This window comes from Pseudomonas sp. Irchel 3E20 (assembly GCF_900187645.1).
GTDB lineage: Bacteria > Pseudomonadota > Gammaproteobacteria > Pseudomonadales > Pseudomonadaceae > Aquipseudomonas.
The window spans coordinates 183,094-196,249 of record NZ_FYEE01000001.1 but is presented as its reverse complement, the minus strand read 5'-3'; the positions used below and the strand labels follow the sequence as shown (position 1 = coordinate 196,249).

The following is a 13,156-nucleotide window of genomic DNA, read 5'->3' as shown; positions in this document are numbered from 1 at the left end:
TTTGCTACCCCAGCACCCCTAACTCCTTGGCCCGGGCCACTGCCTGGGTGCGGCGTTCGACCCCTAGCTTGCTGTTGATGTGGCTGGCATGGGTTTTCACCGTGTGCAGGGAGATGAACAGTTGGTCGCTGATTTCCTGGTTCGAGCAACCCTGGGCGATCAGTTGCAGCACCGCCAATTCGCGAGTGCTCAGGTGTTCGGCCTGGTAGCTCGGCTCCGGGTCGCGCGCCTCGGGTGCGGGCAGGCGCTCGGCCAGGCTGTGGAACAGCGGGCCTTGGCCACAGGATTGCAATTGTGCCCGCAGCCAGTCTGGATGCTCGGCGATCAGCCACTGGAAAGGTTGCAAGGCCCCGCCGGACGCCATCTCAAAAGCCTCGATCAGCGCCTCGCTAGCCTGGGCTTCGCGGTTACTCCCCAATAGCAGCGCGACTTTCTGGTTCAACGCCATCACGCACAGCATCTGCCGCCCGCTCTGCTGGCCGTGCTCGATCAATTTATCCAGGCGTTGCAGCGCTGCCGCCTCACGCCCCAGGATGACATCGAGCAATGCCTGCTCAAGTTCGATATGCAGCGGCAGTTGCGGGTGGAACTCGGGCGGCGCCGCAGCGTTGACGCCGTTATAGGTTTGCCCCAGGCGAGCCAGCCAGGCTTCGGCCAGGTCCGTACGGCCCTGGGCCAGCCACAGTTCGCATTTGACCAGGGTAATCATCGCCAGGTAGTAGATGGGCGGTACATCCCAGATGTGCATCAACCGCTCCGCCTCCGCCAACTCGGCAAAAGCCTTGGCGAAGTCACCCTGTTGGCCTTCGAGGCGGGCGATGGAGCAGTGGCCAATCAACACGCTGATATCGCGGCACGCCCGTGCTTCGACCAACCCAGCCTGCAACCTTGCCAATCCAGCCTCGGGTTGCAGGCGCAGGGTCAACAGAAAACCTTCGTACAGCGTCAAACGGGCACGCACGGCGTACAAGCGTTGAGGCGAGAGCCCTTGTAAACGCTGCAAGCCCTCATGCACTTCATCGAGAGAACGCAGAATTTCCCCGCGCGCCTGCAGGACTCGCGCACGGTCGTAATGGGCCAAAGCTTCAAACAGCGGATTTCCTACGCGCTGGGCCAGTTCCAGGGACTCGCGGTTCAACCGGCGGGCACGCCACAGGTCGGCGTCGGTGATCGCCAGGTTCGACAGGGTGGAAAGGCACATCAGCCGCTGCCCATAGCGCTTTTGCGGCAAGCTTTCCAGGGCTTCGGTGCAATAGAGCTGAGTCAACTCCCGATTACCGCGCCCTCGGGCGATGATCCCGCTCAGGGCCAGCCATTGCGCCAGCATGGATTTCTGCGCAGTAGCCGAGGGTGCGGGCAGGAAACGGCTCAAGTGGCTGGCCAACTCCTCGGCGGCATCGAGCTGGCAAGCCAGCCCCAGCGCCCAGCTGTAGAGCACGATCAAGCGTGGCGTGCTGATGAGCAGGCTGTCGGGCAAGTCCATTTTCCAGCGCAGGAGCATGCCGACGTTCTGTTCGGCCAGCAGTTGCTCTTCGGACAAGTTTTGTACCAGGTTCGCCGCCACATCCAGGTGCCCGGCGCGCAACGCCTGCTCCACGGCCTCGTCCAGCAAGCCCTGGGCATTGAACCAACGGCAAGCGCGCAAGTGCAGGCTGGCCGCTGGCAGCACGGCATTGGCCGTGGGGCGGCTGCGCAGCAGATCGGAAAACAAGTGGTGATATCGGTACCAGTGCCCCTGCTCGTCCAGCGGCACGAGGAATACCTGGTGCGCTTGCAGGTAACGCAGGATCTCGGCGCTGTCGTGGGCCTCGCGGATCGCGTCGCACAGCTCGCTGCAAAAACGCTCCTGGGGCGCCGTGTCGTAAAGGAAGGACTGCACTTCCGGGGGCAGGCAATCGATCACTTCTTCGAGTAAATAGTCGCGAATCAGCCCCTCGCCACCGTGCAAGGCCTGGGGCAACGCACCGTCGTTACCGGCCTCGGAAACGGCCAGCAACCAGAAACGCAAACCGGCCACCCAGCCTTCACTGCGCAGGATCAGGCTTTCCAGGGCCTCGCCACACAGGGAACTGCTGTGGCGATCAAGCAAGGCCAGGGATTCGTCGTGGGTCAGGCGCAGGTCCTGCTCGCTGAGTTCCAAGAGCTGGCGCGAGAGGCGCAACCGCGCCAGATGCCAATCCGGGCGCTGGCGGCTGGTCACCAGCACTCGCATGCCTTCGGGCAGGTGGTTGAAGAAAAACTGCAAGCAGCGGTCGAGCACAGGGCCTTGGGCCAGGTGATAGTCGTCGAGCACCAGCAACAGGGGGTTGCCGGGCGAGAGGTGGTCACTCAGTTCATCCAGCAGGCCGTCGAGCCATTCTTCAAAAGCGAAGGGTTGATGGCGCTGGCGCATTTTCAGCAGGCCCAGGGCCTGGCGCCCCATGTGCGGAAAATACTGCTGCAAGCCATCGAGCAAGCGTTCGAGGAAGCGCCCGGGGTCGCTGTCCCGCGGGCTCAGCCCCAGCCACAGGCTCCGCCAGTTCTGCGCCAGGCTCTGGCAGAACTCGACGGCCAGGGAGCTTTTACCGAACCCGGCCGGCGCGCTGACCAACAGCAAACGCCCGCTCAAGCCGGCACTCAGGCGCTCGCACAAACGAGGCCGAAGCACGTAGCCGTCGGGCAAAGGTGGTCGGTAAAAGCGCCCTTCCATGGCGGGAACCGCAGCACTGGAAGGCCCGGGTATGCGGGACAGGTCAGTCATAGCCAACTCTTATTAATGTGCTGTTGTCGGCATTGCAGATGTCCGCAGACTAGCGGTAAAGACCGTCGGTTTGAAGATGTTTGCTACAAATGAATACAAAAAGCCCGAAACACAAATTCTCTTGATAGCGCTCAAAAGCTGATATTGCCGCTCAGGACTTTTATCGCGCCCATAAAAAACGCCCCGAACCAGTCGGGGCGTGCAGAGGATGCGGCCTCTGTTTACAAGGGTCTAGCGAACACCGGCCTGACGCAATGCGGCAGGAGTGAAGTCGTTCTTGGTGGCCGTGAAACCGAAGTCGTAAGCCTTTTTCTCTTCGTTTTTCATGCCCAGCGCCATGTAGCGACCCGATTGCAGGTCATACAGGGTTTCTACTGCGTACCAAGGCACTTGCACGTTGTAGTAGCTCTCGGCATGGGCTTCACCCACACGCCACAGTTGGCCACGGCCATCGTAGTGATCGATGACGGCTGCTTGCCAGGTGTCTTCGTCGATGTAGAAGTCACGCTTGGCGTAGATATGGCGCATGCCGGACTTCAAAGTGCCGACCACGTGCCATACACGGCGCAGTTCATAACGGGTCAGGTCCTGGTTGATGTGCCCGGCCTTGACGATGTCGCTGTACTTGAGGCTCGGCGAATCCAGCTTGTAGCTGTTGGCCGCGATGTACATCTCTTTCTTGCCTTCGAGCTTCCAGTCGTAACGGTCCGGTGCACCGTTGAACATGTCCAGGTTGTCGGAGGTACGCAGGCCGTCGGCGGCGGTACCCGGGCCGTCATAGGACACTTGCGGGGCACGGCGCACGCGGCGTTGGCCAGCGTTGTAGACCCACGCCGAACGCGGTTCCTTAACCTGGTCGAGGGTCTCGTGCACCAGCAGCACACCACCGGCCAGACGTGCCGGAGCGGCGACTTCCTGCTTGAAGTAGAACAGGATGTTGCCAGGGTTGGCCGGATCGAAATCCTTCATTTTTTCACGGAACACGAACTGTTCCTTGAGTTGCACCAGGCTGTAGGAACCGTTCGCCTGGGGGGTGGCCTGGTTCACGGTACGCGCCACGCTGCCGCCGCGATAACGGGTGATGTGGTTCCAGATCACTTCCACGCCGCTTTTCGGAATCGGGAATGGAATGGCGTTTTCGAAGTTTTCCAGGCCGTTGCCGCCCGCCACCAGGTTGGTGTTGGTGGCGTTCTTCTTGATGGACGCGAAGATCTCATCCGGCACTGTGGCCCCGCGATGGGTCGGGTAGACCGGCAGGCGGTAGGTTTCCGGGTAGCGCTTAATCATCGCGTACTGGCCCGGGGCGAGTTTGTCTTTGTACTGCTCGACGTTCTTGGCATCGATGGTAAACAGCGGCTTGTCGGAGCCGAACGGGTCGGCCAGGAAGCCGCCGCCGTCAACTGCACCGGCGTTCTTGGCCAGGGGTTTCCAGGCTGGAATCGAGCCATCGGCGTTGCCGCCCATTTCGGCGCCCATCGGCGTCAGGCTTTTGCCTAACTTGTCCGCTTCGGCTGCCGGGACCGCTGCCATCACGCTGGTGGCCAGCATCGTCAGCCCCAGTACACCGACATGCAACAGACTTTTGGTTATTTTCATAAGTGCGTTCGTCCTGAAAATGCAGTGCTTAGAAGTTCATGCCAAAGCTGAGTGCCACGAAGTCGCGGTCATCAACGGTGGTGTACTTGCCATCAAAGAAGTTGGTGTAACCCAGGCTCGCGGTGTAGGTGTTCTGGTACTCGGCATCCACGCCGAGGCTGACAGCCTTGCGGCCTTCCTCGAAGTTGCCGCCAGGGCCAGGGGAGTAACCGCTGACGTCATGGGACCAAGCCACGTTTGGCTTGAGGTTCACACCGGCGAACACGTCGTTGTATTCCCAGATGGCACGACCGCGGTAACCCCAGGAGGTCGACGTAGTGAAGCCGTCGTCGTTGCAGTTGCGGGTGGCGTTGTTGTTCGCGGTGCCTGGGCCTGCACCGGCGATGGTGCGCCCGTTGAGGTACTCGCACGTGCCATTGGGCAATTCGCCCGGGCCGTAGACCGGATCACGCCCGTAACGCACTTTGGAGGTGCTTTCCAGCCCGCCCACGTAGGTCACGCCGACTTCGCCCACCAATGTCAGACGGCTGGCGCCCATGACCTGGTCGAAGAAGTGGGTGAAGGTGGTTTGCAGTTGGGTGATTTCCTTGCGGCGGTAGCCGTGCAGGTCCTGGCCAGGCTGGCCGTTGAGCAGCGAGGCATGCTCGAGCGGGCCGCCCAAGGGACGCACGCCGTTGAACAGGATGTCGGTGGAATTCAACTGCACCGGCGCGTTGGGACGGTAGCTGATCTCACCCTGCCACGCCGTGCCGGTAGGCAGGGTGGTGGAGAAGCTCAAGCCGTAGAGGCGGATGTCTTCTGGGTACTCGACGAAGTACTTGGAGTTACCCGCAACCAACAATGGCGCCAATGCCGCAAATGGGCCTGGCAGGCCTTGGGCCAGGGTGTAGATCGACTGCGGCGCCGCGGTGGCGCTGAAGATCGGCGCACGGCTGTGGTAGTTCATCGCGTAGAAACCGAACTCGGTGTCCAGCGGTGCGTAGTTGTACTTGAACGACACGCCCCACTGGCCGCTGTCGCGGGCATCGCGGTCGCCGCCACGGGCCACCAGCACGCCTTCTTCGTTGACGTCCACGCCAAACTGGGCCAATGGCCCCAGGGCGATGGCCGGGATCTGCGAACGCTTGTTCAACACCCGCAGGTTGTCGCCGCAACCGTCGGCGATGATGTCGGGCTGGGAGAAGAAGGTGCCGCAGTTATCGACGACGGTCTGGTCCCATTCGAGTTGGTAGAAGGCTTCGGCCGAGAGGTTCTCGGTCAGGCTCTGGGAGACGTAGAACATGTTGACCGGGATCAGGCCTTCCTTGACCTCGGCACCCGGGCGACGGAATGCGGACACATCGATCGGGTTGATGGAGTTGATGCCGCCGCCGATGAAGGTACTTTCACCCCAGCTCACCACCTGCTTGCCCAAGCGCACGGAACCCGGCTGATCGGCAATGGCGTAGTTGTGGTAGATGAAGGCGTCGAGGATCTGCCCGCCGGAGGACTTGGCGCCTTCCTTGCGGTTTTCGTCGCTGATGTCCTTGAACAGACGGCTTTCGTCCTTGAGCTCAAAGTCGTACCAGTATTTGCCCCGCACAAACACACCGGTGTCGCCGTACTTCAGTTCAAGGTCGTGAATGCCTTTGAAGATTTTCGAGAAGGTCTCGCCGCTCTTGAAGTTGGCGTGGCCGTCATCGGAGGTCTGGGACAGGCCATGGCCGCCGTTGTTGACACCAATCAGGTTCTTGTTCGGACTCTGGGTTGACCAACTGGCCCCCACCGACAGGGACGAATCGAACTGACCTTCGATTTCACCGATGTTGAAACTGACGCCGAATGCAGGCCCGGCGAGCGTAGAGGCGAGACTGACCGCCAGGGGCAATTTCGCCCGGCGCCAGAACTGGTTTGCTGATGTCATCGACGCTACTCCATGTGCTTTATTGTTATGGCAGTGAGCACTTTTAAAAACGCTCTGAGTGACGGGAGCCAGGTCGTCCCGTAGTCAATCAGAGTTGCGCCGCCCCCAATGGTGTGCGGTTGCTGCGTCCTTAAAAATCCTTGAGCGGACTATAGCCAGCAGGTAGTACTGCTTGATCCCTCTAAAGTGTGATTTGCAGTTGCCAACCACTCTGGAACAGTCCTTTGCCGGGTGCGGCCCCTGCCGACCGGGGAAGAATGGCTGAAAAATCCGATTTGACAAGCCAAGCGCTTGCTTGGTGGGGCTGCCGTGCCCGCCCGGGCACGGCAAACTGGTTCAAAGCGTGGACAAAAAGGTCGCGTTGTTGGCCTGCCACTCGGTGATGTAGAGGCGGATGCGCTTCTTGTCGAGTTTGCCGACACTGGTCTTGGGAATTTCGGTAACAAGGGCGATCTGGCTGGGGATCGCCCACTTGCTCAGGTGTCCCAGTTCAACGAACGGCTTGAGGTGCTCTTTGAGCTCGCGCGCCCCGATCACGTGCCCTTCGCGGATCACCAGCAAGGCAAACGGGCGCTCGCCCCACTGCGGGTCGGGAATGCCCACCACTGCTACTTCGCGTACCGCCGGGTGGCGGCTGACCAGGTCTTCCAGGGCCAGGGACGACACCCACTCGCCGCCGGTCTTGATAACGTCTTTGATCCGGTCGCGGATGTCGATCACCCCCATGTGGTCAAGGGTCGCCACGTCGCCGGTGTGCAGCCAGCCGCCGGCCCACAACTGCGCACCTTTTTGCGGTTCGCGGAAGTAGCCTTCGGTCAGCCACGGCGAGCGCAGCACCAGTTCGCCCTGGGACTCACCGTCCGCGGGCAGGAAGTTGCCGTCGTCGTCGATGATTGCCGCTTCCACCAACGGCACCGGCACCCCGGCCTTGATCCGGTAGGTGATGCGCTCATCGTCGGTGCCGGCCATCAACTCGTCATTGAGGTGCGCACACGACACCAGCGGCCCCGTCTCGGACATGCCGTAGGCGGCGGTCAACTGGATGTTCTTGGCCTTGCAGGCTTCGTACAGCGCGCGGTTGAGGGAGCTGCCGCCGATGACGATCTTCCAACCGGCAAAGTCGATGTCCTGGGCCGCCTTGGCGTTGAGCACCATTTGCATGATGGTCGGCACGCAGTGGGAGAAGGTCACCTTCTCGCGGCGCCACAGCTCCACCAGGTATTCAGGGTCGTAGCGCCCCGGGTAGACCTGCTTGAGGCCCAGCATGGTGGCCACGTACGGCAAGCCCCAAGCGTGCACGTGGAACATCGGGGTGATGGGCATGTACACATCGTTGGTGCCCAGCAGCCGCACGCTGTCGACGCTGCCCATGACCGTCGCCACGCCCAGGGTGTGCAGCACCAGTTGGCGGTGGGTGAAATACACCCCTTTGGGGTTACCGGTGGTACCAGTGGTGTAGAAGGTGGTCGCCACCGAGTTCTCGTCGAAGTCGACGAAGTTGTACTGGGGGCTGGCGGCGGCCAGCAATTGCTCGTATTCGCCCACCAGGTTCGGCAGGTCGGCGGTTTTCTGCTCCACATCACTGAGCAACAGGGTGGCCTGCACGGTGGTCAATTGCCCGGCGATGCCCTGGTAGAGGCCCACGAATTCATGGTTGACCAACACCAACTTATCGTCGGCGTGGTTCATGGTGTAGAGAATCTGCTCAGGTGACAGGCGCACGTTGATGGTGTGGATCACCGCGCCGATCATCGGGATGGCAAACATACATTCCAGGTAGCGATGGCTGTCCCAGTCCATCACGGCCACGGTGTCACCGGCCTTGACGCCAGCGGCGGTGAGCAGGTTGGCCAGCCGTGCGACGCGCTCAAGGAGGGTCGGATAGCTGTAGCGCACCTGGTCGCGGTAAACGATCTCGCGGGTCTTCTCGTAACGGCTGCCGGACATCAGCAACCGCTTAATCAGCAGCGGATATTGGTAGGCGCCTTCTGCGGGCGGGATAACGCGAGTCTGCAACATAAGAATCCCTTTTCTGACTGCACGGTCTTGGCTGAAAGCCAGCACTCTAGAGACCCTTGCAGCCCGCTAAATCAGCCAAAGGAATGATTTGCCACAGCGTCAAATACTAGCTTTAAGCCACCACCCACAGAAAACGCCGCGCCCGTCGTCAGGCTATTTGCCCCACAGCCGCTTCAGACGGCGTACATGGGAATGCCAGCGCAGCCAGGAAGGTCAACGCCGCAAAAGCCGCGAGAATCAGGTAAAGCCCTACAAAGCCATGGCGCGGTTCGACAAAAGAAATCAGCGGAATCGCCGTCGCACTGGCGCCGAACGACAGGCAGTAACGCAACGCGAACACCCGCGACTGCCACTGCGGTGCCACGAAGTTGGCCACCATCGCGTCATTCACCGTGACCTGGCCGAACACCACGAACATCAGCGCCCCGCCCAGGACGATCACCGCCCAGCCATCGACATAGCCCAAGGCGAACAACAGCGGCGCCTGGAGCAGGGTCAGGAGGACAAAGGGCCACTTCAGGCTCAAACGATGCAGCACCCGGCCGATGCTCAGCTGCGCCACCGCGCCAAAGGCGTAGGCCAGGCTGACAACGACGCCCAAGGTTTGCGGCGAGGCGAAGACATCGTGCAAACGCTCCTGGAACAGCTTGGGGTAGGTCATGGTGGTGGCATTGAACACCACCCCACCCGTGGCGGTGGCCAGGGCCAGCACGGTGAACACCATGACCATGGAAATCCGCTGCCCGGCCGCGCCCTTGAGCGGCGTGTGCGGGCGCACCGGGTTCGGTTCCTCACGCACCTGCCAGGCAAAGCCCAGGCCCAACGCGATAGCGATCACCCCCGGTACGATAAACGCCGAGCGCCAGCCAAAATTCGCCACCAACAGCCCAGTCACCAGCGCCGAAAACGCCACACCCAGGTTGCCCCACATGCCGTTGATGCCGATTTCCCGCCCGCGGTTTTGCGCATAGCCCACCAGCATCGCCGTGCCCACCGGGTGATAAATCGCCGCGAACACGCCCATCAGCGTCAGGCCCGCCACCAGCATGGGCGCCCCGCTGCTGAGCCCGGTGAAGATCGACGACGCACCGATGCCGAAGAAAAACAGCAGCATCATCTGCCGCCGGCTCCAGTGGTCACCCAGCCAACCGGCCGGTAGCGAACAGGCACCAAAGGCAATGAAGCCGCCCAGGGACAGGCCGATCATCGCGCCATAGTCCAGGCCGAACACCTGGGTCATGCCCAATACGGCGGCGGGAAAAATCAGCATGAACATGTGATCGATCACATGGGCTGCGTTGAGGTAGCGGATTACGTTTCGAGGTTGGTTCATCGCTGCACGCTTTTTTGTTGGAGTCGAAACGTCATGCTAATTTGGCGGCAAACCGTATTACGGACATAAAAATCATCAAAACAGACATGTTAACCAGCCACTTCCCCCACGGCCCTGTCATCGCCCATCCCCAGGACTACCTCGATGGCGCACACCAGCCGCTGCACCAGCACCGCGAAGCGCAACTCTTGTATGCGGCGCGCGGAATCATGCGCGTGGTCACCCGCCAAGGCGCCTGGGTAATCCCGCCCACCCGTGCGGTATGGATCGCACCGCGGGTCGAGCATGAGATTTTCATGGCCGGGGACGTGTGGGTGCGCTCGCTGTTTATCAACGCCCAACTGTCGCCACCCAACCTGCAGCAGTGCTGCGTGCTGGCGGTGACGCCGCTGCTGCGTGAGTTGATCCTGCGGGCGGCGCAAGGCCCGCAGCACGCTAAGAACCCATTGATCCAGCAACTGATGCTGGAGGAAATCGCCACCCTGCAGCACCTGCCCCTGCACATGCCGATGCCCGAGGACCGGCGCCTGCAAGCCATCTGCCTGGCCTTGCTGCAAACCCCGGATCACCCCAACACCCTGGAAGACTGGGCGCAGCAGGTCGGCGCCAGTTCACGAACCCTGGCGCGCCTGTTCCAGCAGCAAGTGGGGATGAATTTCAATGCCTGGCGCCAGCAATTGCGCCTGATGGAAGCCCTGCCCCGGTTGTTGGCCGGGGATAGCGTGCAACGGGTGGCACGGGCCCTGGGCTACAGCAGCGGCCGCGCGTTCAGCGCGATGTTCTGCCGCTTGCTGGGGGAAAACCCGCGCCAGTACCTCAGTGCCCTGGAGCGCCTGAGCGCAATCAGTGCATCTCGGTGAAGGCCAGTTTCACGCCGATGGCAATCAGCACCGCGCCCATGGTGCGGTCAAACCAGTGGCCCATGCGGGCAAACCCGGCGCGCACCCGCTGCTGGCTGAACAGCATCGCCACCAGGCAGAACCACAACGCCGTCGCCGCCGCCAGGTAAACCCCGTAGCCGGCCTGCACCGCCAGCGGCGTGTGGGGGTTGATGACCACGGTGAACAACGAGAGGAAAAACAGCGTCGCCTTGGGGTTCAGGCCATTGGTGACGAACCCGGAGGTGAACGCCCCACGCGCGGTGCGCAAGCCCGCTTCCTTGTGCAGGTTCTCCACCCCTGCTGGCGCCGGCTTGGCCCGCAGCGCCTTAAAGCCGATGTACAGCAGGTACGCAGCCGCCAACCATTTCAGGGCGTTGAACAGCACGATCGACTGGGACACGATCAGGCCGATCCCCAGCAGCGAATAGCCCACGTGCAGGAAAATCGCCATGCCCACGCCCAATGCGGTCCAGGTGCCGGCGCGGCGACCGTGGGTCACGCTCTCACGCACCACCACGGCGAAATCCGGGCCGGGGCTGGCCACCGCCAGCAGGTGGATGAGGGCAACGGTCAAGAACTCGGTCCAGTACATGAAGGCTCCTTGGGAACGGGCAGTAACGAATTGTTTCATCTGTTAGGCTCGCCACAGTACGCCTTCAGCCACATGCACAAAAGGTACAGTTGATGACTAACAATCGCCGCGCCGTGTTCCTGGACCACACCTCCCTGGACCGGGGCGACCTCAACCTGAGCCCACTGCGCGCGCACTTCAGCGACCTACAGTTGTGCGCGCAGACGCCGCCCGAGCAGGTCATCGAACGCTTGCAGGGCGCCAGCGTCGCCATCAGCAACAAGATCCTGATCGACGCTGCCACGATGGCCGCGTGCCCCGACTTGAAGCTGATCCTGGTCGCCGCCACCGGCACCAACAACGTGGACCTGCACGCGGCCCGCGCCCACGGCATCACCGTGAGCAACTGCCAGGGCTACGGCACGCCTTCGGTGGCCCAGCACACCTTGATGCTGCTCCTGGCCCTGGCCACACGCCTGAACGATTACCAACGAGCGGTGGGCGCGGGCCTCTGGCAACAGGCCAGCCAGTTCTGCCTGCTGGACTTTCCCATCGTCGAACTGCACGGCAAAACCCTCGGCCTGCTCGGCCACGGCGAACTGGGCGGCGCCGTGGCAAAACTGGCCGAAGCCTTCGGCATGCGCGTGGTGCTCGGCCAACTGCCGGGCCGCCCGGCCCGCGCCGACCGCTTGCCGCTGGATGAGTTGCTGGCGCAAGTCGATGCCCTGACCCTGCACTGCCCTCTCAACGAGCACACCCGCCATTTCATCGGTGCCCGCGAACTGGCCCTGCTCAAGCCCGGCGCCTTTGTCGTCAACACCGCCCGCGGCGGCCTGATCGACGAGCAGGCCCTGGCCGATGCCCTGCGCAGCGGCCACTTGGGCGGCGCGGCCTGCGATGTGCTGAGTGTCGAACCGCCGACCGCCGGCAACCCGCTGCTGGCTGCCGACATCCCGCGCCTGATAATCACCCCGCACAACGCCTGGGGCAGCCGCGAGGCACGGCAACGGATCGTCGGCCAATTGAGCGAAAACGCCCAGGCGTACTTCAGCGGTACAGCGCTGCGGGTCGTCAGTTGATAAACTGCGCGGCTTTTCAAGGAGCAGATTATGGATCCGCGCAGTGAAGTACTGCTTCGTCAGGCCGAACTCTTCCAAGGCTCGCTGTTACTGGCCGGCCTGCCCGCCGATGACCTGCTGGGCAAATTGCCCCAGGCCCACGGCTGGTGCTGGCACGCTGGCGATCAAGCCGCCCTCGAGGCCCGCTTCGCCGGGCGCAGCCATTTCGGCGTCGAGGCGCCGCAGCAAAGCTTCGAAGCCGCGGTGGTGTTTTTGCCCAAGTCCAAGGACCTCGCCGATTACATCCTCAATGCCGTGGCCTCGCGCCTGGCGGGCCGCGAGCTGTTCCTGGTGGGGGAAAAACGCAGCGGCATCGAAGGCGCGGCCAAGCAAATGAACCCCTTGGGCAAGCCGCGCAAGCTCGACAGCGCCCGCCATTGCCAACTCTGGCAGGTCACCGTGGCCAACGCGCCGCAAGCCAAACCCCTGGAAAGCCTGGCCCAGACATACGAACTGCCCCTGGCCGAAGGCCCGCTCAAAGTCATCAGCCTGCCCGGCGTGTTCAGCCATGGCCGGCTCGACCGCGGCAGCGCCCTGCTGCTGGAACACCTGGACAAACTGCCCAGCGGTCACCTGCTGGACTTCGGTTGCGGGGCCGGCGTGCTCGGTGCGGCGGTCAAGCGGCGCTACCCGCACAACACCGTCACCCTGCTGGACGTCGATGCCTTCGCCGCCGCCAGCAGCCGCATGACCCTGGCTGCTAACGGTTTGGAAGCCGAGGTGCTGACGGGCGATGGCATCGACGCCGCGCCCATGGGTTTGAGTGCGATCCTGAGCAACCCGCCCTTCCATGTCGGGGTGCATACCGATTACCAGGCCACGGAGAACCTGCTGCGAAAAGCGGCCAAACATCTGAAAAACGGTGGCGAACTTCGCTTGGTCGCCAACAGTTTCCTGCGCTACCAACCGTTGATCGAAGAGCATTTGGGCACCTGCTCGATCAAGGCCGAAGGCCAGGGTTTTCGCATCTACCGGGCCAAACGCGGCTGATGGCG

At 62.4% G+C, this 13,156-nt stretch carries 9 protein-coding genes; 3 read left to right on the top strand and 6 right to left on the bottom strand.

Translation table 11 applies throughout. The features are described from left to right. Positions 1–4 precede the first annotated feature (4 nt). From CKW13_RS00820 to CKW13_RS00800, 5 genes are all read right to left on the bottom strand, one after another. Complete coding sequence (locus CKW13_RS00820) at positions 5–2,740, bottom strand: LuxR C-terminal-related transcriptional regulator (protein ID WP_095106033.1); 2,736 nt, start codon at positions 2,738–2,740, stop codon at positions 5–7. A 231-nt stretch (positions 2,741–2,971) separates the two neighbouring features. After that, a complete protein-coding gene (locus CKW13_RS00815) occupies positions 2,972–4,336 on the bottom strand; it encodes a DUF1329 domain-containing protein (protein WP_095106026.1) in 1,365 nt (454 codons plus the stop codon). Between the two features lie 28 nt (positions 4,337–4,364). After that, entirely contained in the window at positions 4,365–6,239 is a 1,875-nt protein-coding gene (locus CKW13_RS00810; protein ID WP_095106025.1) for a DUF1302 domain-containing protein, read from the bottom strand. Between the two features lie 336 nt (positions 6,240–6,575). Next, a complete protein-coding gene (locus tag CKW13_RS00805; protein WP_095106024.1) occupies positions 6,576–8,258 on the bottom strand; it encodes a fatty acid--CoA ligase in 1,683 nt (560 codons plus the stop codon). Between the two features lie 148 nt (positions 8,259–8,406). Beyond that, positions 8,407–9,591, bottom strand: a complete 1,185-nt coding sequence (locus CKW13_RS00800; RefSeq protein ID WP_095106022.1) for an MFS transporter — start codon at positions 9,589–9,591, stop codon at positions 8,407–8,409. Positions 9,592–9,677: 86 nt separating this feature from the next. Between CKW13_RS00800 and CKW13_RS00795 the strand changes: the two genes are divergently transcribed. Beyond that, positions 9,678–10,451, top strand: coding sequence for a helix-turn-helix domain-containing protein (locus CKW13_RS00795; RefSeq protein WP_095106021.1), 774 nt, complete (start codon positions 9,678–9,680; stop codon positions 10,449–10,451). Here CKW13_RS00795 and CKW13_RS00790 read toward each other — a convergent pair. Beyond that, the gene (locus CKW13_RS00790; RefSeq protein WP_095106019.1) at positions 10,435–11,064 is read right to left on the bottom strand and encodes a LysE family translocator; all 630 of its coding nucleotides are present in this window, start codon (positions 11,062–11,064) and stop codon (positions 10,435–10,437) included. The genes CKW13_RS00795 and CKW13_RS00790 overlap by 17 nt on opposite strands. 92 nt (positions 11,065–11,156) lie before the next feature. Here CKW13_RS00790 and CKW13_RS00785 point away from each other — a divergent pair, with 92 nt between their 5' ends. Together CKW13_RS00785 and CKW13_RS00780 are read left to right on the top strand one after the other, a co-directional pair. Next, complete coding sequence (locus CKW13_RS00785; RefSeq protein WP_095106018.1) at positions 11,157–12,122, top strand: 2-hydroxyacid dehydrogenase; 966 nt, start codon at positions 11,157–11,159, stop codon at positions 12,120–12,122. A gap of 30 nt (positions 12,123–12,152) precedes the next feature. Continuing rightward, complete coding sequence (locus CKW13_RS00780; protein ID WP_095106017.1) at positions 12,153–13,151, top strand: class I SAM-dependent methyltransferase; 999 nt, start codon at positions 12,153–12,155, stop codon at positions 13,149–13,151. Positions 13,152–13,156: the final 5 nt, after the last annotated feature.

Excerpts from the sequence above, each read along its gene's own strand:
- CKW13_RS00815 (WP_095106026.1), bottom strand. The coding sequence starts at position 4,336 with ATGAAAATAACCAAAAGTCTGTTGCATGTCGGTGTACTGGGGCTGACG.
- CKW13_RS00810 (WP_095106025.1), bottom strand. The coding sequence starts at position 6,239 with ATGACATCAGCAAACCAGTTCTGGCGCCGGGCGAAATTGCCCCTGGCG.
- CKW13_RS00800 (WP_095106022.1), bottom strand. The coding sequence starts at position 9,591 with ATGAACCAACCTCGAAACGTAATCCGCTACCTCAACGCAGCCCATGTG.
- CKW13_RS00795 (WP_095106021.1), top strand. The coding sequence starts at position 9,678 with ATGTTAACCAGCCACTTCCCCCACGGCCCTGTCATCGCCCATCCCCAG.
- CKW13_RS00820 (WP_095106033.1), bottom strand. The coding sequence starts at position 2,740 with ATGACTGACCTGTCCCGCATACCCGGGCCTTCCAGTGCTGCGGTTCCC.
- CKW13_RS00790 (WP_095106019.1), bottom strand. The coding sequence starts at position 11,064 with ATGTACTGGACCGAGTTCTTGACCGTTGCCCTCATCCACCTGCTGGCG.
- CKW13_RS00780 (WP_095106017.1), top strand. The coding sequence starts at position 12,153 with ATGGATCCGCGCAGTGAAGTACTGCTTCGTCAGGCCGAACTCTTCCAA.
- CKW13_RS00805 (WP_095106024.1), bottom strand. The coding sequence starts at position 8,258 with ATGTTGCAGACTCGCGTTATCCCGCCCGCAGAAGGCGCCTACCAATAT.
- CKW13_RS00785 (WP_095106018.1), top strand. The coding sequence starts at position 11,157 with ATGACTAACAATCGCCGCGCCGTGTTCCTGGACCACACCTCCCTGGAC.